This window comes from Bradyrhizobium roseum (assembly GCF_030413175.1).
Lineage (GTDB): Bacteria > Pseudomonadota > Alphaproteobacteria > Rhizobiales > Xanthobacteraceae > Bradyrhizobium > Bradyrhizobium roseum.
Genome location: NZ_CP129212.1, coordinates 5,073,535 through 5,093,432 on the forward strand (window position 1 = coordinate 5,073,535; position 19,898 = coordinate 5,093,432).

Consider the following 19,898-nt stretch of genomic DNA (forward strand, 5'->3'; position numbering starts at 1 on the left):
TGGTGGTAGCTAGCTCAAGACGGATGCGCGCAATCAGCCGGCCGGCGGATGGCGCACAATGCAGCGGAAGCCGATGTGGCAGGTGGAGGAATCGACCGTTTCGCCCTGACGGGCCGAAGGCCGGTACCGGAGACAGTAGTTTGGCGCGCAGAGATGCGAGCCGCCCTTGACGACGCGTCGCGTCGATCGCTCATCGCCGGCGTTCGGATGGCAGCAGGATTGCGGCGGCTGATCGGGTACGGCGTCGTACGGGCTCGACGTCCATTCCCAGACATTGCCGACCATGTCGAACAGGCCGTAACCATTGGCCGGAAACGCATCGACCGGCGATGTGCCTGCGTATCCATCCTCGGCCGAATTCTCGTGCGGGAAAAGGCCCTGCCAGGTGTTGGCAAGAAACCGCCCTTCCGGATTGGCGGCGTCGCCCCACGGATAGGCCTTGCCTTCCAGACCGCCGCGGGCGGCGAATTCCCATTCGGCCTCGCTCGGCAGATCCTTGCCGCACCACGCCGCATAGGCCAGCGCATCCTCATAGGCAACGTGCACGACCGGATGATCGTCGCGTCCGGCGATCGAACTGCCGGGTCCTTCCGGATGCCGCCAGTCGGCACCGGGGCGATACTCCCACCAGGCCAGGTTGTTGCGCAGGCTGACCGGTCGATCCGGTTTGACGAACACCAGCGAGCCCGGCACCAGCATCGCGGGATCGGCGTCCGGGTACATCGCAGGATCGGGTGGGCGTTCGGAATAGGTGATGTACCCCGTCGCTTCGACGAACCTGCGGAATTCGCCATTGGTCACGGGATGAGTGTCCATCCAGAAGCCGTCGACGAAGGCCGGACGAACCGGGCGCTCCTCCCGGTAAAAGCTGTTGGAGCCCATCAGAAATGCGCCGCCCGGAATCCAGTTCATGGACTCCGGGTCGACGGCGGCGGGCATGGCTCCCGCCTTGATCCGGCCGGAAGAAGCGCAGCAGCCCTCCCCCCGGCGAATGCCGGCTGCACCCTGCGCGATCGTTTCCGCTCTCGTCGGTGCAGTCATCGTTTCAGACCTTGGCGTGTTGCTTGGGCACGAAATCGAGCGCGGCACCGGGCGGAATCAGCTCCTCCTTCTTGGCGCTCTCCTCGAATTCCCTGATGACGCGCTGGGCGTGCTGCATCACCCACCAGCGCACGTAACGCTGGTTGACGGCATCGCGCTCCTTCGGGTCTTCCTTCAGATGCGTGATGCGGGCAAAGCCCAGCGCCAGCTCCGGATCGTGGAAATGCTGCTGCCGCTTGAAGTTGATCTTGAAGTCCTTCCACTTCACGGCGTGCAGTTCGTCCTTCAGCCAGACGATGCAGGACTCGCGATTCGACGTTTCCTGCTTGCCGAGGAAGAACGGGCTCTGGTCGACACCGTCGATCAGCCGGTCGGCGGGCGCCTTGCAGCCGGTCATCGACAGCAGCGTGGTGAACATGTCGGTGACATGGACCATCTCGTTGCTTTCGATGCCTGCCGGGATCCGGTTCGGCCAGCGGATCAAGAGCGGGGTGCGGATGCCGCCTTCCGCGGACGAGAAGTAGGAGCCGTCGAAGAAGCCGCCGGTGCCGCGGCCGGCGAGATGGTCCTCGGCGCCGTTGTCGCCGCACATCACGACGATGGTGTTGTCGGCTACGCCGAGCTCATCGAGCTTGTCCAGCAGCACGCCGAAGTCGTGGTCGAGCATCAGCAGGCAGTCGCCCCAATCGCCGTTGGTGCTCTTGCCGACGAACTCGTCGCGCGGGCTCATCGGGAAGTGCATCAGCGAGTGGTTGAAGTAGCAGTAGAACGGCTTGTCCGCCTTGACGGACTTTTCCATGAACTTGATGGCCCGCTTCTGGTACTCGAGGTCGCAGGTCTTCTTGGTCTCCATGGTGAGCTGCTCTTCCAGGATCGGCCAGGCGCCCTTCCCCTTCACGCCCTCATGCATGTGCGAGAAGCCGTCGCGCTCCGGCACATAATGCGGGTCGGTCAGCCACATGCATTCGTCATACGTGCGCAAGGGGCCGTACCATTCGTCAAAACCGTGATCGGTCGGAAAACGGCCGTCCTCGGCGCCGATGTGCCACTTGCCGTAGATCGAGGTCGCGTAGCCTCCTTCCGACAGGATCGAACCGATGGTGCGCTCCCACTTCACGATGCCGCCGCCATTACCGCCGAGCGCGATGGTGTGGTTGCCCGAACGGATCGGGAAGCGCCCGGTCATCAGCGCCGAGCGGGTCGGCGTGCATTGCGGCTCGACGACGTAATGCGTCAGCTTGACGCCTTGCTTGGCGAATGCGTCCATGCGCTTGGTATCGGCGCCGCGCAGAATGCCGCCGCCGTAGCAACCGAGTTCGCCCATGCCGAGGTTATCGACGTGAAAAAACAGGATGTTGGGTTTGCTTGCCATTGAATTCTCCGATCTGTGACGCAGGCGCACGCCGTCGTTGACGCGCGCGCTTCTTCGCGTCTCTCCTTGGTTGATGTCGTCAATCGTGTTTCGCGCCTGTCCGGCCGCGACGCTCAAAATTCGATTAGAAGATTTCGCCTACTCCTTTCGGTCCCACTTTCATTCCAAAGCCTGCCAGGCCTCGGTCCTTGATCTCCGGTGCCATGGCCGCGAGCGATTCCTCGCGGATCAGGCCCTTGAGCTCCTGCACCAGGTTCATGAATTCAGGCGTGTCGGTCATCTCGGCGCGGCGCGGACGCGGCAGCGGCACCTTGATCTCCGCCTTGATGCGGCCGGGCCGCGCGGTCATCACGTAGATGCGGTCGGAGAGGAATATCGACTCTTCGATATCGTGCGTGATGAACAGCACCGATATCTTGAACTGCTGCCAGATGTTGGTGAGGATCTCCTGCATCACGACCCGCGTCTGCGTGTCGAGCGCGCCGAACGGCTCGTCCATCAGCAGGACCTGCGGGCTGGTGGCAAGCGCACGGACGATACCGATGCGCTGCTTCATGCCGCCCGACAGCTGGTCCGGATAATGGTTCTCGAACGACAACAACCCAGCGAGGTCGAGCAGCGCGCGCGCCGTGGTGTTGCGCTTGCCCTGGTCGACGCCGGCCATCTTGAGGCCGAACTCGACGTTCTTGCGCACCGACAGCCACGGAAACAGCGAATATTGCTGGAACACGACGCCGCGGTCCGAGCCGGGCTTTGTGATGGCCTTGCCGTCCAGCCTGGCCTCGCCGCTGGTCGGCTTGACGAAGCCGGCGACGATGCTGAGCAAGGTCGACTTGCCGCAGCCGGAGGGGCCGATCAGCGAGACAAATTCGCCCGGCTGCACATTGAGCGAGACGCTCTCGACCGCAACGACCTTGTTGTCGTTGGCGCCGAAGATCACGCCCATGTCGCGCACGTCGATGAAACCTTTCTGGGCTTCAGCCATCGCCATCGTCATCGCTTTCCTCCGGGCGCGAATGCCAGCCAGGGCATCAGGAGATGACCGACCATCCGGATGATTCCGCTACAGGCCAGTCCAAGAAAACCGATCGTGATCATGCCGAGCACGATCGCGGGATAGTCCACCAGCGAGTAGGCCTCCCAGGTGAAATAGCCGACGCCGAACTGGCCCGAGATCATCTCCGCCGCGATCAGTGAGACCCACGCCACGCCCATACCGACCGCAAGGCCGGTGAAAATATGCGGCAGCGAGCCGGGCAGGATCACGTTCAGGAACAGGCGGAATTCGCTGGCGCCGAGGCATCGCGCGGCCCGCACCAGCACCCCGTCGAGCGAATGCACGCCGTGGATGGTGTTGAGCAGGATCGGGAAGAAGGCGCCGATGAAGGTGATGAAGACGATGCTGGCCTCGTTGTTCGGCCACAGCATGATCGACATCGGAACCCAGGCGATCGCCGGGATCGGCCGCAGCACCTCGACCACGGGCATGAACAGGTCGCGCACCCGCTGATACTTGCCGATGGCCAGTCCCAGCGGCACGCCGATGGCGATCGCGATGAAGAAGCCGAACAGGATTCGCCGGACGCTGATGGCGATATTGACGAGATATTTGCTGGATAGCCCAACCTGCGTCAGTTGCTGAAATACTTCATAGGGCGTCGGCACGTTCTTGAAGCGAATGTAGAATTCAAGCCGGTACTTTGTCCCGAGATACCACAGCAGGAACAACGCACCGAGCGAAACGCAAGCAAGCGCGGCGGTGATGATCCGATCACAGGTTATCTTCGCCAGCAGGCTCTTGAGGACCTTGGTCAGAGAGACCGTCGGAATCGACATCGGCTCCGGTGCCGGCGCTTCCGTGGCGGAAGCGCGCACCACCACCTGCGCAGGCTCGGGATTTTGGTACTTGTCGGCCATCGGGAGCGCTACGATCTTCGCACGTGCAGGGCTCGCCATGCGCGCCTCCTACTGTCCGACGTTGATGGCGCCAAGCACCTCGGCATAGTTCGCAAGCTTGCCGCCATTCTTGGCCGCGAATTCCTCGGCGTCCTTCTTGAGCAGGAACGGCACCACATCCGGCTTCTTGGGATCCTTTCCACCGATCGAATAGAAAGCGGCGTCGGCGAACACCTTGATGCCGAGTTGGTGGTCGACCAGGTAGACGGCGTTGAACTTCTTGCCTTCGGCGCCGTATTTCTTCACGCCGAGCAGCGTGCAGACCGGCGAACTGAATGCCACGATGTCGCCGCCCTGGATCCATATCTCGCCGGCCTTGCCGGGATCTTTGACCGGCGCGTTGCAGACCGGATCGGTGCCCGCCACGCTGTAGCTGTCGAATGAAGCCAGCTGCTTGTCGTAGTCGACCCCCTTGTCCTTGAAGACCTGCCGAACGTAGCTGTCGTTGACCCAGGCGCCAATGTTGAGCTCCTTGATCATGTTCAGCTTCTGAAGGATAGCGTAGTTGTTGCCGATCGACTCGACCCATTTCGGCTTGATCGTGGGATCCAGCGTGTGCACGCCGCCGGGCCCGAGGAAGATGTAGACCACTTCCTTGTTGATCTTGGTCCATTCCTCGATCTTCTCGGCGGCAAGTTTCGGGTTCTTGCGCATCCAGTCATTGGCTTCCATCAGCGCGGTGATGTAGGCCAGCACGATCTCCGGGTATTTCTCGCCAAAATCCTTGCGCACGACGACGCCATGGAACGTCGGCGTCTTGGTCTCGGCGCCGTCGTAGATCTTGCGCGCAAAGCCCTTGAACGGGAGCAGTTCGGCAAACGGTACGAAATCGCCATGGGCGTCGATGCGCTTTTCCTGCAGGTTGGTGCTGCCGACTTCCGGCGACTGCGACACCAGATTCCAGAAGTCGGGCGATAGCCCCTTCTTCTGCAGCGACGTCAGCATCATGCCGTGCGCAGCCGAGCCGAACGGCACCGAGACGTTCTTGCCCTTGAGGTCGGCGAGTTCGTAGAACGGCGAGTCCTTGTGGACGACGATGCCGTTGCCGCCGCCGACCGCGTTATAGGCGATAATGGCGACGAGCTGGGTTTCGTTCTTGGTGGCCTGCCCCGTGGCGCCGTTCACCATCAGCGGATAGTCGCCCATCATGCCGATCTGGATGTTGTTCGCCATCATGCCGTTGGTGATCGGCGGGCCTGACGTCGCGTTCTGCCAGCTCAGCTTGTACTGGATGTCCTTGTACTTGCCGGTTTTCGGCAGGTGTTTTTCGAGCAGGCCGAGTTCCTTCAGCACGACGCCGCCGGTGACGGTGTTGGTCGTCGTGTTCTGCGTACCGATGCCGATTTCGAGGGTCTCCGCGCCTGCGGTCGCGGGCGCCAACCCCAGCGTTGCGGCGACGAGCAAGGAAAGGAAGCCAGGGAGTTTGGACGCAGGGCCGACGCTCATGAGACAAATCCTTTTCGAACTGAACTGTGCGTTGTGACGTGCATCGCGCACGCCAAGCGCCCCGGCCACGGGAGAGTGGCTCGGCGCTCGGCGGTGAGCGGGCTGGCTGGGTTGAGGTTCTTGGTGCGAGCGATATGCCACGGGGCCGACGTCGGCGGCCGGCGGCGGGCCCGGCTGGCGATGCCCCGGATCGCAAACGGAGAGGTCAATGAAGGAAGTTGACGTCATGTGCCGTGAACTCGCTTGCTGCCATTTCGGACGCTGAACGTCCTGCAAACGAACTCTGAACGGCGGCCTTTGAATCCGAAACGACGAACGGCCTGAACCAGCAACGTATTGCGAAGAAATGCCGGGTGCTCAAATAATGGACAGAAATACCGTCTAGTCTGACTATCAGATGAGCGTCATGGCCAGGAAATGGCCATCTGATCATGCCGCCGCTTCTCAGGCCTCATCCGAGGCCGCGGTCCTGGCGTGCTTGCCATCCCTGATGCCGCTCAACATGAGCGCATTCTTGATAACGAGGTTCGAGCCGTGGGCGGCAAGGATGCCAAGCTCGGTGAACTTCTTCAGGCTGATGGTGACGGACTGGCGCGTCACGCCGGTCATATGCGCGAGGTCCGCGTGGGTGAAGGATGCAGCGATCAATACCCCGTCCTGCTCTTCCACGCCGTAAAGATTCATCAGGTGCAGCAACAGTTGCGCAAGACGTTCGGTCGGCGAGCGGGTGCCGAGCATCTGCGCCAGCGCCGAATAGCACTGCCCCTTGAAACTGAGTCCCTCGATGATTCCGATGGCCAGCGCCGGGATCGTCATCGCCATGCGCCGCAGCACGTCGCCCGGCAGATGTAGCACCGTGCTGTTGACGGCCGCTTCCCCCGACCACACGTGCAGCCCCTGCCTGAACACTTCCGGGCCGCCGACGAAATTGCCGGAGTGCCAGTAGGCCAGCGTGATCTCTCGCCCTGAGGGCGCGGTGTAGAACACCTTGATGCGTCCGCTCTCGATGAGGAAGATGCCGTCTTGCGGACTACCCTGGCTGAACAGTTGCGCGCCACGGTACAGGACGCGGCGTTTTCCCGAACCCAGCACCTGCGCGATTTCCGGTTCCGACAGCCCGCTGAACAGGTAGGGCGGGCCGCTTCGCTGCGCGCCGCCGTCGGCCATCAGCAAAGCGCCAACCTGCGCCGGCGCGCCGGCCCTACCGAATGCCGATGCGGATTGCAGCGGGGGCTTGCTCATGATCGATCCGCTCGAAGCCAAACCATCTTCCTGTGTTGCATCGACAGGGTCGGAATATCCGCTCCAGTCCCTATAAGCTTTGCAAAAGACACGCCAATCGGCTGCGACAAACTGGCCAATCAGGGCCGGTTTGATTAACATCCGGTCCGCCCATTCCCCTCCTTTGCCGACGAGTCCTCCCTTGAGCAAGCCAGCGAAATCGACCGCGAAAAACAGCGGCAACATCTATATCGGCATCGGCGGCTGGACTTTTGAGCCGTGGCGCGGGGTGTTTTATCCCGAGAAGCTGACGCAAGCGAAGGAACTGTCCTATGCGGCGTCCAAGCTGACCTCGATCGAGATCAACGGAACCTATTACGGCTCGCAAAAACCGGAGAGCTTTCGCAAATGGGCGCGCGAAGTGCCCGATGGCTTCGTCTTCTCGTTGAAGGGACCGCGCTTCGCGACCAACCGTCGCGTGCTGGCAGAGGCCGGCGATTCCGTCAAACGGTTCTATGATTCCGGCGTGCTGGAACTCGGCGACCGGCTTGGGCCCGTACTGTGGCAATTCGCGCCGACCAAGAAATTCGACGCGGCCGATTTCGGAAAATTCCTCGAACTCCTGCCGCGCAAGCTCGAGGGCCGCGCGCTGCGTCACGTGGTCGAGGTACGGCACGACAGTTTCTGCGTGCCAGAGTTCGTCGCCTTGTTGCGTCAATTCGAGGTGCCTGTCGTGTTCGCCGAGCACGGCAAGTATCCGGCGATTGCCGACGTCGTCAGCGACTTCGTCTATGCGCGCCTGCAAAAGGGCAATGACGAACTGAAAACCTGCTACCCGCCAAAGCAGCTCGACGCCTGGGCCAAACGCTTCCAGGCCTGGGCCAGTGGCGGCGAGCCCAACGACCTCCCGCGCGTCGACAAGGCCAAGCCCGCGAAGACGCCCCGTGACGTGTTCGCCTACGTCATCCACGAGGGCAAGGTGCGCGCCCCCGCCGGCGCGATGGAGCTGATCGAGCGGGTAAAATAATCCGTCTTTAGTCGAGCTTGATGCCGGCTTCGCGGATCAGCTTGGTCCAGCTGTCATATTCGGAGGCAACAAAAGCGTCGAGCTTGTCGTCGGCGAGATCCCACGCCTCTCCGCCGCTCTTCTCGAAACGATCTTTCAGTTCGGGCAGCACCGCGCGGATTTCCCGGCGCAGTTTTGCGATGACGTCCGGCGGCGTTTTGGCCGGCGCGAATATCCCGAGCCAGGAATCGACATCGAGGCCGGGCACGCCGGCTTCCGACATCGTCGGCACATCGGGCGCGAGCGGGCTGCGTTTTGAGGACAGCACCGCAATGCCCTTCGCCTGCCCGGATTGAACGTACGGCAGCCCTGCCGAATTCGAATCGAAGAACAGGTCGATGCGCCCGGCGAGCAGATCGGTGAAGGCAGGCGGCGAGCCCTTGTAGGGGACCTCGAGGAATTTGACGCCCGCGGCCTTCATGAACGCAGCGGCCACCAGATGCTGGCCGGTGCCGACGCCGGCGGTCGCGACCGAAATCGAGCCTGGGTTCGCTTTGGCGGCGGCGACGATGTCCGCCAGTTTGTCATGCGGCAGATCCTTGCGGGCGACCATCACATAGCCGAACTTGTAGATCAGTGCGACCGGCACAAAGTCCTTGCGCGGATCGTAGGCCAGCTTGGAATACAGCGCTGAATTGAACGCCATGTTGGAGAGCCCGCCGACCACCAGCGTGTAGCCATCCGGCTCGCTCTGACTCGCGGCCTGTGTGCCGACAACGGTGCCCGCGCCCGGCTTGTTCTCGACGACAAAGGGCTGCCCCATCCGTTTCGACAGCGCATCCGCAAGCTGCCGTCCGACCAGGTCGTAGCTGCCGCCGGGGCCGATTGGGACGATGATCTTGACGGGACGATCGGGATAGCCGGTCTGGGCAAACGATGGTGCGCCGCCAAATGCCAGCAATGCCGACGTCAACACCAGCAATCGGCAGGTTCGGTTCATGATGTTTCCCCCGGACGAATGGCCGTCTACCGGCTCTTCCGCAACTATGGAACACGCCGCATCCGACGGCAACGCGGATCTGGCAATTGGCCGGCCTTTCCAATAGCCTTGCGCCAACGACAAAATGTCTGGCATCGACATGGCCCGCAGGGCAAAACGCCTCTTCACCATCGGCTATGAGCAGACGCCGTCGCGCGCCGTGCTCGATGAGCTGGAAGCCGCCGGCGTCAAGCTGCTGGTCGACGTGCGCGCGGTCGCCTCCTCGCGGCGGCCGGGCTTTTCCAAGAGCCAGCTCGCGGCCGGCCTCGACGAGCGCGGCATTTCCTATTTGCACCTGAAAGGCCTCGGCACCCCGAAGAGCGGCCGCGAGGCGGCGCGCAGCGGCCAATTCGGACTGCTGCACAAGATCTATTCGGCACATCTGAAGACGGCGCAGGCGAAGGAGCAACTCGACGAGCTGTCGGCGCTGGTGAAGCAATCGGGACCGGTGTGCATCCTCTGTTATGAGCGCGACCACGCCCATTGCCACCGGCAATGGATCGCGGAGATCATCGAGAAGCGCGACGGCGTGAAGGTGGAGAATCTGGTCGCGCCGCAAGTGTAGCGCCGGCCGTCATTCCGGGGCGCGCCACTTGGCGCGAACCCGGAATCCAAGTTCCAGCTGATACCGTGGCTCGATGGATTCCGGGTTCGCGCTTCGCGCGCCCCGGAATGACGAAAGACTTACCCATCCCCTTTCAGCGAAAAAGTCCCCTCCATCATCTTAACGCTGCCGCCGCCGACATGGATCGAGGCCACCGCTCCGTTCTTCTTCTGCACCCGGGTCAGCAAGAGGCTCGGCCGTCCCATGTCGACGCCCTGCCCGATCTTCAATCTCAGTTCGCCGTCCCTGGTATCGTCAAGATCGGCCAGCAGCGCCGCGGCGGCCGCGGTGGCACTGCCGGTCGCGGGATCTTCGGAGAGCCCGCTGGCGCCGGGGTGGAACATCCGCGCCTGCAGCTCGCACGGCATCTCGCCGGCCGGCACGTCGCGGGTATAGAAATAGACGGCATCGCTGCCGTCGCACGGGAAGGTTTTTGCGAACGCTGCCGCATCGGGCCTGGCCCGCCGCAGCGCGTCACGTGTGGCAACTTCGACGGCGAGAAACGCCAGCCCGACCGAAATGATCTGCGGCGCGTGCCGGTCGGTCTTGATATCGCCGGCCGCCAGCGACAGGCAGGCCGCGGCCTGCTCGACAGGCAGATACGACATCCGCTTCAGCGGCTGGGGCGCGGTGAATTCGGTGCTGACGACCTTGCCCTGCTCGGTCACGATCTCGACCGGCACGAGGCCTGCGCCCTCCTCGAATAGCAACCGCGCCGGCGGCTTGGCCGCCAGCGTTGCCAGCACGAAAGCGGTGCCGACATTGGGGTGGCCCGCAAACGGCAGCTCCCGGTTCACCGTGAAGATACGCACCTGCGCATCATGGCCGGGATCGGCCGGCGGCAGCACGAACGTCGTCTCCGAATAATTGAACTCCCTCGCGACTGCCTGCATCTGCTCGGTCGACAGCCCGCCGGCATCGAGCACCACGCCGAGCGGATTGCCGCCGAAAGCACGGTCGGTGAAGACGTCCACAGTGATATAACGCCGCTGCATTTTTCTACTCCTCTATCCCAAACGCCACACAGCCATCGGCCGTTCATAGCCCCTGACCTCGACCTCGCCGAGCGAGACGGCGTCGCCGCAGGCTTCGCCGAGCGCATCGCGAACCGCCTCCGAGATCAGGAACTGAGAATTGAAATCCTTGTTGAGCGCCTCCAGCCGCGAGGCAAAATTCACGGTGTCGCCGATCACGGTGTATTCCTTGCGCCGCGGCGAGCCGATACTGCCGGCGACCACCTCGCCGATGTGGATGCCGATGCCGATGCGCAAGGGCCAGCTGGCCCCTTCATTGACGCGTGCATTGGCTTCCAGCATTTCGCGTGCCGCCGCGACCGCGCGGTGCGCCGGATCCGGCGCTTCCAGCGGCGCACCGAACAGCGCGAGAAATCCGTCGCCCAAAAACTTGTTCACGATGCCGCCGTGGCGGTCGAGGATATCGACCAGCACCGCAAACGCGCCGTCGAGCCGATCCACCACCTCCTGCGGCGTGCGGGTGCGGGCGCCGGCGGTGAAGCTGCGGAAATCGACGAACATGACGGCGACGCGGCGGATGTCGCTGTCGGTTTTGGTGCCCTCGGCCATCAGGCGCTCCACCACCTGCGGCGAAACGTGCTGGCCGAACAGGTTGGTGATGCGGTCGCGGGCCGTGGCGGCCTTGATGCTGGCCTCGAACTGCCGCCGCAGCTGGTGCCCGACCGCACCGGCGAGCACGCCGCAGACCAGCACGATCAGGCTGCGGGCACCGGCATAGAAAATGCCGGGGTCGGCATCTGCCGACGGATGATAGAACTTCGCCATGCAGAACAGCTGCGTGGCGGCGACGGCGCCGGTGAAGGTGGAAAGCCAGAAGTCCAGTCGCAGCGTCGAGAGGATGATGAAGATGAAATAGCTCATCGGCGCGACGAAGCCGAGCGCGGCCACTGATCCCATGCTGTCGATATGCAGCGCCAGCGCCAATGTCGGCATCGACGTCTCGATCAGCGCACCGATATAGCGGCGGTACAGCGGCAGGTCGCCTCCCCGCTTCATGTGCCGCTGGATGGCGCCGTGCACCCACCATTCGAACAGGATGAAGGGACCGATGATGGAATAGAGATAGAGCGGCGTCAGATTGCCGTGCCAGACCCGGGTGACCGCCTCGGTTGCAAAGAAGTAGACGATCGTCACGATGACGCCGAGCACCAGGGCGGTGACGACCAGCGCCTTGATGCGCAGGAGTTCGGTCTTCATCACCTCCTGCATCAGCTCGCGCTGGAAGTCGGCCGATACGCCGTTGTCGTCGTCGCTTTTCTTCTTGCCCCAAAACCCGAACATCACCGGCATCCGCCTGCCACACGCAATGCGCGACTATTGCAACCGTCATGGCGAGCGAAGCAATCCAGTTTCTCTCCTGTGGGATAGATGGATTGCTTCGTCGCTTCGCTCCCTTGCGCAAACGCTTCGCGCTTGTCGTAGCCAATGACGTGTTTTCGACACTGGCTTCTCACCGCGCCCCTTATAACCTCAATCCAGCGTGCGGCGGAAGCGCGTAACCGCAATCGTCATCGCCACCAGCATCAGTGCAATGAGTGCAATCGTGTCGTATTGCAGGTTGGAAGGTGCTGCGCCCTTCAGCATGATGGCGCGAACGATGCGGATGTAGTGCGTCAGCGGCAGGCCCTCGCCGAGGTACTGCGCCCAGACCGGCATGCCCGCGAACGGAAACATGAATCCCGACAACAGAATGCTGGGCAGGAAGAACATCATCGACATCTGCATCGCCTGCAGCTGATTCTGCACGATGGTGGAGAAGGTGTAGCCGATCGACAGATTGGTGGTGATGAACAGCGTCGTCAGAAGCGCCAGCAGCGCCACGCTGCCGAGAATCGGCACGCCGAACAGCAAAACACCGATGCCGACGATCAGCGTAGCCTGAACGGCGCCGACGATCACATAAGGGATGATTTTTCCGAACATCACCTCCACCGGCCTGATCGGCATCGACAGCAGACTCTCCATGGTGCCGCGTTCGATCTCGCGCGTCACCGACAGCGCGGTGAAGATCAGCATGGTCATGGTCAGGATGGTGCCGACCAGGCCAGGCACGATGTTGAGCCGGGATTCCGCAGCGGGATTATAGCGGGCATGCGTCCTGATCTCGAACGGCATCGCCGGCGGGTCGCCAATGTGGAGATCGTGCGCGAGCGCGGTCTGTACGATCACGCCGAGCGAGCCAAGCGCCGCGCCCGCCGCGACCGGATCGGTGGCGTCGGCCGCGACCAGCAGCGCCGGCTTGTCGCCGCGCCGCACCGCGCGTTCGAAACCGCGCGGGATCTCGACGCCGAACAGCACCTTGCCGGACTGCAGCAGATCGTCGAACTCGGCAACGCTGTGGACCTCCCGGGTGAAGCGGAAGTAGCTGGTATTCTCCAGCGCCTTCAGCACCGAGCGCGCCAGATCGCTTTCCTCCTGCATCAACACGGCCGTCGGCAGATGACGCGGCGTGGTGTTGATGGCGTAGCCGAACAGCAGCAACTGCATCACCGGGATCATCACGATCATCGCAAACGAGACGCGATCGCGCCGAAGCTGGATGAATTCCTTGACCAGCATCGCGTAGCTGCGGCGCCAGAATCCGAAGGCCGGCTCCCTCGCCGCTTCCACGGGACGAACAGATTCGGTCGCGCTCATTGGAAATTGTCCTTTGAGCGGGTCATGAGATCGATGAAGACGTCTTCCAGCGACGGCTCGCTATTCTGCCAGTGCCGCTCCTTCCTGTCGCGATAAGGCGCGATGGTCGCTTCCAGTGCGGCCTTGTCGCGGCCCGAGACGTGCAGGCTGGTGCCGAACGGCGCCACCATGTCGACGCCGGGTTTGCCGGCGAGTTCGGTCGCAAGCCCATTGAGGTTGTCGCCGGAGACTGTCCAGGTCGACAGCGCCGACTGCGCGATCACCTCGTCCACCGTGCCGTGCGCCAGCAAATGACCATAGGCGATATAGGCGATCTCGTGACAGCGTTCGGCCTCGTCCATGTAATGGGTAGAGACCAGCACCGTCAGCCCGTCGGCGGCGAGCGCATGGATTTCGTTCCAGAAGTCGCGCCGTGCCTTGGGATCGACGCCGGCGGTCGGCTCGTCCAGCAACAGCAATTGCGGATTGGGCAACGTGCAGGCGCCGAGCGCCAGCCGCTGCTTCCAGCCGCCCGAAAGCTCGCCGGCGAGTTGCTCCTCGCGGCCGTTCAGCCCGATGCGCCGGATCATGTCGCGTGCCGCGCCGCGCGCGTCGCGTAGCCCGTAGAGCCGCGCCACGAATTCCAGGTTCTCGCGCACCGAGAGGTCCTGATACAGGCTGAAGCGCTGCGTCATGTAGCCGACCCGACGCTTGATCTTGTCGGCGTCGCGGCGGATGTCGTAGCCGAGGCAGGTGCCCTCGCCGGCATCCGGCGTCAGCAACCCGCACAGCATCCGGATGGTCGTGGTCTTGCCGGAGCCGTTTGGCCCAAGGAAACCGTAGATCGAGCCGCGCTTGACCTGCATCGACAGGTCATGCACGACCTCGCGGCCGCCGAACGATTTTGACAGGCCCGAGACGTCGATCGCGATGTCGGGGCCTGATGCAGGACCCGCACTCATCGCTTGTCCGCCACAGGCGTTCGGGGATTGAGGAACACGCTGATCGGCTGGCCGACGCGCAGGCTGTCCGGCCGGCTCGGCCGCGCCTGAATCAGGTAGACCAGCTTGTTGCGCTCATCGAGGCTGTAGATCACCGGCGGGGTGTATTCCGCCGATGTCGCGATGAAATAGATCTTTGCCGTGAGATCGGTCGCGCAATTGTCGCAGGTCACCTTCACCTCGTCGCCGATCGCAAGCTTCGGCAGCTCCGCCTCGGGCACGAAGAAGCGCAGCTTCATGTTGCCGGGCGGCATGATCGACAGCACCGGCCGCTGCGCCGGCACCATCTCGCCTTCGCGGAAATAAATCTGCTGGATGGTGCCGCCGACCGGCGCAAAGCCGCTACGCCGCGCCAGCCGGGTCTGCGAGGTGTTGACGCGGGCTTCCGCCACGCGCAACGCCGATGTCGCGGAGTCCAGATTGGCTTGCGTACCGGAGCCGGTCTTGCTCAGCGACGACGCGCGGTCAAAGGTCTGCTGCGCGTTGGCGAGCGTCGCCTTGTTCTGGTTGAGGTCGGCCTGCTGCAGATCGTCATCGACCGAATAGAGCGGCACGCCGGGCTTTACCTCGTCGCCCTCGCGCACGTTGAGTTTTGTCACGCGCCCGCTCTCATCGGGGCTGACAAAAATCATGTCGGCCTCGACCCAGCCCTGGAAGCCCGGGTCCTTGCGTTCCATGCAGCCGGTGAGCACGGCGGCCAGCGCCAGCGCCGCCAGAATTGTCACTGTTCGCGACGAGGTCATGTCGTCCTCCGTTCGCCAAAAATCAGGTCGAGATGCACCCGAAACATCTCGATGGCATCCAGTGGCGCGTGCTTGCTGAAAAGGCTCTGCCAGATCACCGCGATCAGCGCGGGCGCGATCAGGATCTGCGGAAACTGCGCCAGGTCCTTGTTGCGGATCTCGCCGCGGGCGATCCCAAGCGCGATGGCGGCCCGCATTCCGGCCAGCCCCTTGGAGACCACCTCGCGGTAGTAGAAGTCGGCAATGTCGGGAAAACGCGGCCCCTCGGCGACGATCAGGCGCACGATGTCGCCGCGCCGCGTCGTCGTCACTTCGTGGATGAAGGTGCGGACGAAGCCCTCAATCATGTCGCGGACCGATCCGCCGACCGGCGGCGGGCCTGAAGCAAGCCGATTCACCAGCGGCACGATGGCGGTTCGTATCAATTCCTCGAACAGCGCTTCCTTGTCCTTGAAGTGCAGATAGATCGTGCCCTTGGCGACGCCGGCGCGGCTGGCGACGTCGTCGAGCCGCGTCGCGGCAAAGCCCCGGGCGATGAACTCGTACATCGCCGCTTCGATGATCGCCTCCCGCCGCTCCGCGGCGCGCTCGGCGCGGTTGGAAACGGGCTTTTCGGCGAGTTTCCGGACGGTTTTGCTGGGTTGCCTTGCCATACTAAAAATATGACTGACTAGTCAGTCATTGTCAATTTCAATGAATAAGCGACCCTTCACATGGCCGTGAGCGGCATTTGCTGCCCTGGATGATTGTCTGCGGTCCGGGATGCCGGCGATATCCCACATACGCGGGGTGTCTGGCCCGAGATGTCTCGTCGCGCGCAAGGCAATACGAGCATGGGATTGCAGCACGATTGATTGCTTCGTCGCTGCGCTGCTCGCGATGGCGGACGCGTTCTCAGGCCTGCGATGAGCGAGTAACGGCTCGACCTAGCCGGAAGTAGCGTGGCCGATGCCACCCTCCTTGCTAGAGTTGTGGGAAGCGCGCCGATCATTTTCTGATCGCAGAAGCGGGCGTTGCAAGTTGCGATGGAGAACGCAGATGAGCAGGCTCTCTGAAGGTTTTTCCTTGCGCCGGTGGCTGCGCGCCAGGCGCAAATCCGCCGGGGATGCCACGCATTCATCCGAGCGAATTGCGGGCGATCGCCGTCAACTGCTGCAGGCGCTCTCCGCCATCGCCGGCAGTGGCGCGCTGTCCGCGATGGCGCATCCGGCCGAAGCTAGGGATTCGAGCGAACTGCCGCCGCCCAAGCGGGCGTTGACCGGGCGCGATGAGGCCGGCAAGTCGGTGTTCAAATCCTTCGACGTCACCTCCAAAGTCGTGGAGATCGATTCCAACCCCGGGCTGACGTTCTACGAACTGTACAGGACGGAAGGCGTGCCCGCCCTCACCGGCCTGGAGCCGGATCCGATGGCGACCGGGACGAAAGGCTTTCCCGGCCCCGGGGGGCACGATCTTCCGGCTGATCTCCTATCCGCCCAAACGTCCCGAAGGCTACAAGCCGCCGCCGGGCGTTACCTTCGAGAGCGGTATCAAGGAGCTGTCGGACAAGCTCCGCGGCATGGGCGATCATTTTGAGCGCGGCACGCCGGGCATGCATACGACCGATACGATCGACTACGGGGTCGTGGTTCGCGGCGAGATGACGCTGGAATTGGACGACGGGCAGAAGGTGCACCTGCGCCAGGGGGACTGCATCGTTCAGAACGGCACCCGCCATCGCTGGCGCAACCCGCTGCCGGAGCCCTGCCTGATGGCCTTCATCTCGGTTGGCGGCAGGCGCGGCTGATCCGATCAAAGTAAAATGGTGCGAGGCCGTTCGCGGTGATATCATTAGCCCGTCGAAGCCCTCGCCATTTGGGAATAGAAGGGGTCATCGCATGACGTCGGACGGAATGGCCCTCGCTGCCATTGTCATCCTGATTTTTCCGATGGGTTATTTTTTTCTCGCTTCGCCCGCCTTTCTGCTGGTGAAGCTCGACATTCCACCCGTCACGCAGTTACTGCGCGGCATGTTCAATGCGCATTTTCTGATGATGCGCATCGCCGCCATCATCGGGACGGTGACCTTCGCGCTGACGGGGCGATTGGTTTTCGCAATCGGCGTCGCCTTGATCGCAGCTTTCGCGGTATGGGCGCGCGGCTGGTTTCTGCGGCAGTGGGATGTGCAGCTCCGCGCCAGGGATGCCGGCGACGCCGCTGTAGTGCGCCGGCTGCGGCGGCTGCATTGGGGCGGCATGCTGGCCAACGCGATATTGCTGTTCGCGATCGTGGTCAGCATCCCTTATGTCGCAGCCACGACGACGTAATCGGTTTTTAGCCCGGACGAACGCAGCGACATCCGGGACAGACCCGCATATCGCTCCGCTCTTGCGGGCTGCTCTCTTGCTCGCGCTCAGCCCTTGCGCATCTTGCTGAGCAGGTAATTGTCGTAATAGTTCTCCGCGATCTGCGTATAGAACAGCACTTCCTTCATGTACGCGTCGTGGCTTTCCTTGGTCTTCTTGAACAGCGGACTCTTCTCGGCGATCTCGTTGAGATGGTCCTGGGTTGCCTTGTAACAGGCTTCCATGACCGGCTGCGGGAATGCGCGCAACTCGGCGCCGCCACCGACCAGCCGCTTCAGGGCAGCCGGATTGACGCTGTCGTATTTTTCGATCATCCACGCCCCCGCAGCCGAGGCAGCCTGGTTGACGATCGCCTGGTACTGCTTCGGCAGTGAATTCCATTTCTCATCGTTGACGATCATGTGCAGCATGGCGCCGCCTTCCCACCAGCCGGGGAAGTAGTAGTATTTTGCGACCTTGTAGAAGCCGAGCTTCTCGTCGTCATAGGGGCCGACGAACTCTGCGGCGTCGATCGAGCCCTTTTCCAGCGCTGAATAGACCTCGCCGCCCGCGATCTGCTGCGGCACGATGCCGAGCTTGGCCAGCACATGGCCGCCCATGCCGGCGATGCGGAATTTCAGGCCCTGCAGATCATCGACCGTCTTGATCTCCTTGCGGAACCAGCCGCCCATCTGCGTGCCGGAATTGCCGCACAGGATCGCGTGGGTCTTGAACGGCTTAAGCGCCTCGTTGCAGAGGTCGGCGCCGCCGCCGAACGACCACCAGGAATGCTGGTGGCGGTGGTTCATGCCGAACGGCGCGCCGGTCGCATAGGCCAGCGCCGGCTCCTTGCCGATGTAGAAATACAGCGGCGTCTGCGCCATCTCGACGGTTGCAGAGCTCACGGCATCCAGCGCCTGCAGGCCGGGCACGATCTCGCCCGCCGCAAAGGTCTGGATCTGAAACTTGTTGTCGGTGGCGTCAGCGACGTATTTGGCGAAGGTCTGCGCCGTGCCGTAGATGGTATCGAGCGATTTTGGAAAGCTCGACGTCAGGCGCCATTTGATCTCGGGCGCTGACTGCGCGATCGCGGGCGCCGCAACCAGGGTGGTCGCGCCGGCCACGGCGCCACCTTTGAGAAATGTACGGCGTTTCATGATATGCTTACTCCCTGAAATTGCTGGTCGGTTGGCGCGGGGTTGAGAAGCTTCCGCAGCCATTCGGTGCTGAGAATAGCGACTTTTGAGGCATGGATGGAAGCGCCAAACCGGGCTTCTACCAAACCATTGCGCACCGCGGCAACCTCGGTGGCACATCGCCTCAGGCGCCTTGCCGGACTTGAAATCGCCGCTGTGGCAACCGCATAGTTTGCTGCAGGGGCGCCGCATAGAGCGCCCTTTTCTTGGGGAGGATACAGATGAAAGCATTCATGATGGGTGTGGCGATCACACTCGCCTTTTCCGCCACAGCCTACGCGCAAGCGCCGACCTGGACCGTCCCGGAGGAGAGCCAGCGTTGTCCGTCGAAATGGGGGGCAACCGACGAGCGCGGCTCGGCCAATCACCAGAAGCCCGCGGCTGTGTTGAACGCCGCCAAGCTGATCAAGACCGGCGAGGTGACCGAACTTGCGCATGTGCTCGGCCCCAGCATGGCGTTCTTCGGAACGCGGCGCTTCGACGTGCACACCAAGCGCACCTTTATGAACCAGTTCTCCAACATGCGCGGCTCGAACGAGGAGGTCGTCATCACCGAACTCGGCCAGGTCGGCACCCAGTTCGACGGCTTTGCGCACCAGACCCATCTCAATAGCTGGTACAATTGCCAGAAGGTCGACGAGAACGTCGATCGCAGCGGCTTCAAGAAGTTCGGCATCCACAATGTCGGCGCGCTGTTCACGCGCGGCGTCCTGATCGACGTCGCCGGCTTCAAGGGCGTCGAGATGCTGGGCGACAATTACGAGATCACGGTGGAAGACCTCGAGGGTGCGCTCAAGAAGCAGAACCTGGCGCTGCAGCCCGGCGACGCGGTCCTCATTCACACCGGCTGGGGCAAGCTCTACGGCAAGGACAACGCGCGCTACGTGAAATCCTGCCCGGGCATCGGCGTACCGGCCGCGCTGTGGCTGGCCGCGAAGGATCCGATGCTGCTCGGCGCCGACAACTGGCCGGTGGAGGTCTCGCCCAACCCCGACAAGCAATTGTCGCTTCCGGTGCATCAGGTCGCGCTGGTGGTGAACGGCATTCACCTGCTGGAGAACCTCAAGCTCGACGATCTCGCGCAAAAGGGCGTCGGCGAATTTGCCTTCGTGATGCAGCCGCTCAAGATTCAGGGCGGCTCGGGCTCGACCGTGTCGCCGATCGCCGTGCGGTAAATTCTTCGATTTTGGCAAGCCCGGTGCTTTCGGTTTCGCAAACCGCGGCTCCGCCCGGCCACAAGCGGCGTCCGTCCTGGAAACAGAACGGACGTCGCCCAAATGCCTACCGAACGGTACCGGT

At 62.9% G+C, this 19,898-nt stretch carries 20 protein-coding genes; 6 read left to right on the forward strand and 14 right to left on the reverse strand.

Going from position 1 to position 19,898, the window contains the following annotated elements; genetic code table 11:
- Window positions 1-33: 33 nt before the first annotated feature.
- The 6 genes from QUH67_RS24100 to QUH67_RS24125 all read right to left on the reverse strand — a co-directional run bounded on the left by QUH67_RS24100 (window position 34) and on the right by QUH67_RS24125 (window position 6,982).
- Window positions 34-939, reverse strand: coding sequence for a formylglycine-generating enzyme family protein (locus QUH67_RS24100; protein ID WP_300941827.1), 906 nt, complete (start codon window positions 937-939; stop codon window positions 34-36).
- Between the two features lie 106 nt (window positions 940-1,045).
- Window positions 1,046-2,413, reverse strand: a complete 1,368-nt coding sequence (locus QUH67_RS24105) for an arylsulfatase (protein ID WP_300941829.1) — start codon at window positions 2,411-2,413, stop codon at window positions 1,046-1,048.
- A 124-nt stretch (window positions 2,414-2,537) separates the two neighbouring features.
- Window positions 2,538-3,410 carry an ABC transporter ATP-binding protein gene (locus QUH67_RS24110; protein WP_300941831.1) on the reverse strand — a complete coding sequence of 291 codons (873 nt, stop codon included), beginning with the start codon at window positions 3,408-3,410 and terminating at the stop codon, window positions 2,538-2,540.
- Window positions 3,407-4,369 carry an ABC transporter permease gene (locus tag QUH67_RS24115; protein ID WP_300941832.1) on the reverse strand — a complete coding sequence of 321 codons (963 nt, stop codon included), beginning with the start codon at window positions 4,367-4,369 and terminating at the stop codon, window positions 3,407-3,409. Before QUH67_RS24115 ends, QUH67_RS24110 begins: the two co-directional genes overlap by 4 nt.
- Window positions 4,370-4,378: 9 nt before the next feature.
- Window positions 4,379-5,815: an ABC transporter substrate-binding protein gene (locus QUH67_RS24120; RefSeq protein ID WP_300941834.1), complete on the reverse strand. Its 1,437-nt coding sequence runs from the start codon at window positions 5,813-5,815 to the stop codon at window positions 4,379-4,381.
- A 444-nt stretch (window positions 5,816-6,259) separates the two neighbouring features.
- Window positions 6,260-6,982: a Crp/Fnr family transcriptional regulator gene (locus QUH67_RS24125; protein WP_300948158.1), complete on the reverse strand. Its 723-nt coding sequence runs from the start codon at window positions 6,980-6,982 to the stop codon at window positions 6,260-6,262.
- Window positions 6,983-7,238: 256 nt separating this feature from the next.
- On the opposite strand from QUH67_RS24125, the gene QUH67_RS24130 reads away from it, so the two are divergent.
- Entirely contained in the window at window positions 7,239-8,063 is an 825-nt protein-coding gene (locus tag QUH67_RS24130; RefSeq protein ID WP_300941835.1) for a DUF72 domain-containing protein, read from the forward strand.
- A 7-nt stretch (window positions 8,064-8,070) separates the two neighbouring features.
- Here QUH67_RS24130 and QUH67_RS24135 read toward each other — a convergent pair whose 3' ends face one another.
- The gene (locus QUH67_RS24135) at window positions 8,071-9,042 is read right to left on the reverse strand and encodes a Bug family tripartite tricarboxylate transporter substrate binding protein (RefSeq protein ID WP_300941837.1); all 972 of its coding nucleotides are present in this window, start codon (window positions 9,040-9,042) and stop codon (window positions 8,071-8,073) included.
- Between the two features lie 124 nt (window positions 9,043-9,166).
- Between QUH67_RS24135 and QUH67_RS24140 the strand changes: the two genes are divergently transcribed.
- Entirely contained in the window at window positions 9,167-9,646 is a 480-nt protein-coding gene (locus QUH67_RS24140; protein WP_300941839.1) for a DUF488 domain-containing protein, read from the forward strand.
- Between the two features lie 119 nt (window positions 9,647-9,765).
- Here the strand turns inward: QUH67_RS24140 and QUH67_RS24145 are convergent, their stop codons facing one another.
- From QUH67_RS24145 to QUH67_RS24170, 6 genes are all read right to left on the reverse strand, one after another.
- On the reverse strand, window positions 9,766-10,680 hold the full coding sequence (locus QUH67_RS24145) for a PhzF family phenazine biosynthesis protein (protein ID WP_300941840.1): 915 nt from the start codon (window positions 10,678-10,680) through the stop codon (window positions 9,766-9,768).
- A gap of 12 nt (window positions 10,681-10,692) precedes the next feature.
- Complete coding sequence (locus QUH67_RS24150) at window positions 10,693-12,000, reverse strand: adenylate/guanylate cyclase domain-containing protein (RefSeq protein ID WP_300941842.1); 1,308 nt, start codon at window positions 11,998-12,000, stop codon at window positions 10,693-10,695.
- A gap of 189 nt (window positions 12,001-12,189) precedes the next feature.
- The gene (locus tag QUH67_RS24155; protein WP_300941844.1) at window positions 12,190-13,356 is read right to left on the reverse strand and encodes an ABC transporter permease; all 1,167 of its coding nucleotides are present in this window, start codon (window positions 13,354-13,356) and stop codon (window positions 12,190-12,192) included.
- Window positions 13,353-14,297, reverse strand: a complete 945-nt coding sequence (locus tag QUH67_RS24160; protein ID WP_300941846.1) for an ABC transporter ATP-binding protein — start codon at window positions 14,295-14,297, stop codon at window positions 13,353-13,355. Before QUH67_RS24160 ends, QUH67_RS24155 begins: the two co-directional genes overlap by 4 nt.
- Window positions 14,294-15,079, reverse strand: coding sequence for an HlyD family secretion protein (locus tag QUH67_RS24165; protein ID WP_300941848.1), 786 nt, complete (start codon window positions 15,077-15,079; stop codon window positions 14,294-14,296). Before QUH67_RS24165 ends, QUH67_RS24160 begins: the two co-directional genes overlap by 4 nt.
- Window positions 15,076-15,732 (reverse strand): TetR/AcrR family transcriptional regulator, encoded by a 657-nt coding sequence (locus tag QUH67_RS24170; RefSeq protein ID WP_300941850.1) that lies wholly within the window; start codon window positions 15,730-15,732, stop codon window positions 15,076-15,078. Before QUH67_RS24170 ends, QUH67_RS24165 begins: the two co-directional genes overlap by 4 nt.
- Window positions 15,733-16,117: 385 nt before the next feature.
- On the opposite strand from QUH67_RS24170, the gene QUH67_RS24175 reads away from it, so the two are divergent.
- From QUH67_RS24175 to QUH67_RS24185, 3 genes are all read left to right on the forward strand, one after another.
- On the forward strand, window positions 16,118-16,654 hold the full coding sequence (locus QUH67_RS24175; protein WP_300941851.1) for a cupin domain-containing protein: 537 nt from the start codon (window positions 16,118-16,120) through the stop codon (window positions 16,652-16,654).
- Complete coding sequence (locus QUH67_RS24180; protein WP_300941853.1) at window positions 16,638-16,865, forward strand: cupin domain-containing protein; 228 nt, start codon at window positions 16,638-16,640, stop codon at window positions 16,863-16,865. The genes QUH67_RS24175 and QUH67_RS24180 overlap by 17 nt, the downstream gene beginning before the upstream one ends.
- 91 nt (window positions 16,866-16,956) lie before the next feature.
- Complete coding sequence (locus tag QUH67_RS24185) at window positions 16,957-17,385, forward strand: hypothetical protein (RefSeq protein WP_300941855.1); 429 nt, start codon at window positions 16,957-16,959, stop codon at window positions 17,383-17,385.
- A gap of 86 nt (window positions 17,386-17,471) precedes the next feature.
- On the opposite strand, the gene QUH67_RS24190 is transcribed toward QUH67_RS24185, so the two are convergent.
- Window positions 17,472-18,560, reverse strand: coding sequence for a TRAP transporter substrate-binding protein (locus QUH67_RS24190; RefSeq protein ID WP_300941857.1), 1,089 nt, complete (start codon window positions 18,558-18,560; stop codon window positions 17,472-17,474).
- A gap of 260 nt (window positions 18,561-18,820) precedes the next feature.
- Between QUH67_RS24190 and QUH67_RS24195 the strand changes: the two genes are divergently transcribed.
- The gene (locus QUH67_RS24195; RefSeq protein WP_300941859.1) at window positions 18,821-19,774 is read left to right on the forward strand and encodes a cyclase family protein; all 954 of its coding nucleotides are present in this window, start codon (window positions 18,821-18,823) and stop codon (window positions 19,772-19,774) included.
- Window positions 19,775-19,898: the final 124 nt, after the last annotated feature.

Coding starts and splice junctions, on each gene's coding strand:
- QUH67_RS24100 (WP_300941827.1), bottom strand. CDS start 939: ATGCCCGCCGCCGTCGACCCGGAGTCCATGAACTGGATTCCGGGCGGC.
- QUH67_RS24105 (WP_300941829.1), bottom strand. CDS start 2,413: ATGGCAAGCAAACCCAACATCCTGTTTTTTCACGTCGATAACCTCGGC.
- QUH67_RS24110 (WP_300941831.1), bottom strand. CDS start 3,410: ATGACGATGGCGATGGCTGAAGCCCAGAAAGGTTTCATCGACGTGCGC.
- QUH67_RS24115 (WP_300941832.1), bottom strand. CDS start 4,369: ATGGCGAGCCCTGCACGTGCGAAGATCGTAGCGCTCCCGATGGCCGAC.
- QUH67_RS24120 (WP_300941834.1), bottom strand. CDS start 5,815: ATGAGCGTCGGCCCTGCGTCCAAACTCCCTGGCTTCCTTTCCTTGCTC.
- QUH67_RS24125 (WP_300948158.1), bottom strand. CDS start 6,982: ATGGCCGACGGCGGCGCGCAGCGAAGCGGCCCGCCCTACCTGTTCAGC.
- QUH67_RS24135 (WP_300941837.1), bottom strand. CDS start 9,042: ATGAACCGAACCTGCCGATTGCTGGTGTTGACGTCGGCATTGCTGGCA.
- QUH67_RS24140 (WP_300941839.1), top strand. CDS start 9,167: ATGTCTGGCATCGACATGGCCCGCAGGGCAAAACGCCTCTTCACCATC.
- QUH67_RS24145 (WP_300941840.1), bottom strand. CDS start 10,680: ATGCAGCGGCGTTATATCACTGTGGACGTCTTCACCGACCGTGCTTTC.
- QUH67_RS24150 (WP_300941842.1), bottom strand. CDS start 12,000: ATGTTCGGGTTTTGGGGCAAGAAGAAAAGCGACGACGACAACGGCGTA.
- QUH67_RS24155 (WP_300941844.1), bottom strand. CDS start 13,356: ATGAGCGCGACCGAATCTGTTCGTCCCGTGGAAGCGGCGAGGGAGCCG.
- QUH67_RS24160 (WP_300941846.1), bottom strand. CDS start 14,297: ATGAGTGCGGGTCCTGCATCAGGCCCCGACATCGCGATCGACGTCTCG.
- QUH67_RS24165 (WP_300941848.1), bottom strand. CDS start 15,079: ATGACCTCGTCGCGAACAGTGACAATTCTGGCGGCGCTGGCGCTGGCC.
- QUH67_RS24170 (WP_300941850.1), bottom strand. CDS start 15,732: ATGGCAAGGCAACCCAGCAAAACCGTCCGGAAACTCGCCGAAAAGCCC.
- QUH67_RS24175 (WP_300941851.1), top strand. CDS start 16,118: ATGAGCAGGCTCTCTGAAGGTTTTTCCTTGCGCCGGTGGCTGCGCGCC.
- QUH67_RS24180 (WP_300941853.1), top strand. CDS start 16,638: ATGGGCGATCATTTTGAGCGCGGCACGCCGGGCATGCATACGACCGAT.
- QUH67_RS24185 (WP_300941855.1), top strand. CDS start 16,957: ATGACGTCGGACGGAATGGCCCTCGCTGCCATTGTCATCCTGATTTTT.
- QUH67_RS24190 (WP_300941857.1), bottom strand. CDS start 18,560: ATGAAACGCCGTACATTTCTCAAAGGTGGCGCCGTGGCCGGCGCGACC.
- QUH67_RS24195 (WP_300941859.1), top strand. CDS start 18,821: ATGAAAGCATTCATGATGGGTGTGGCGATCACACTCGCCTTTTCCGCC.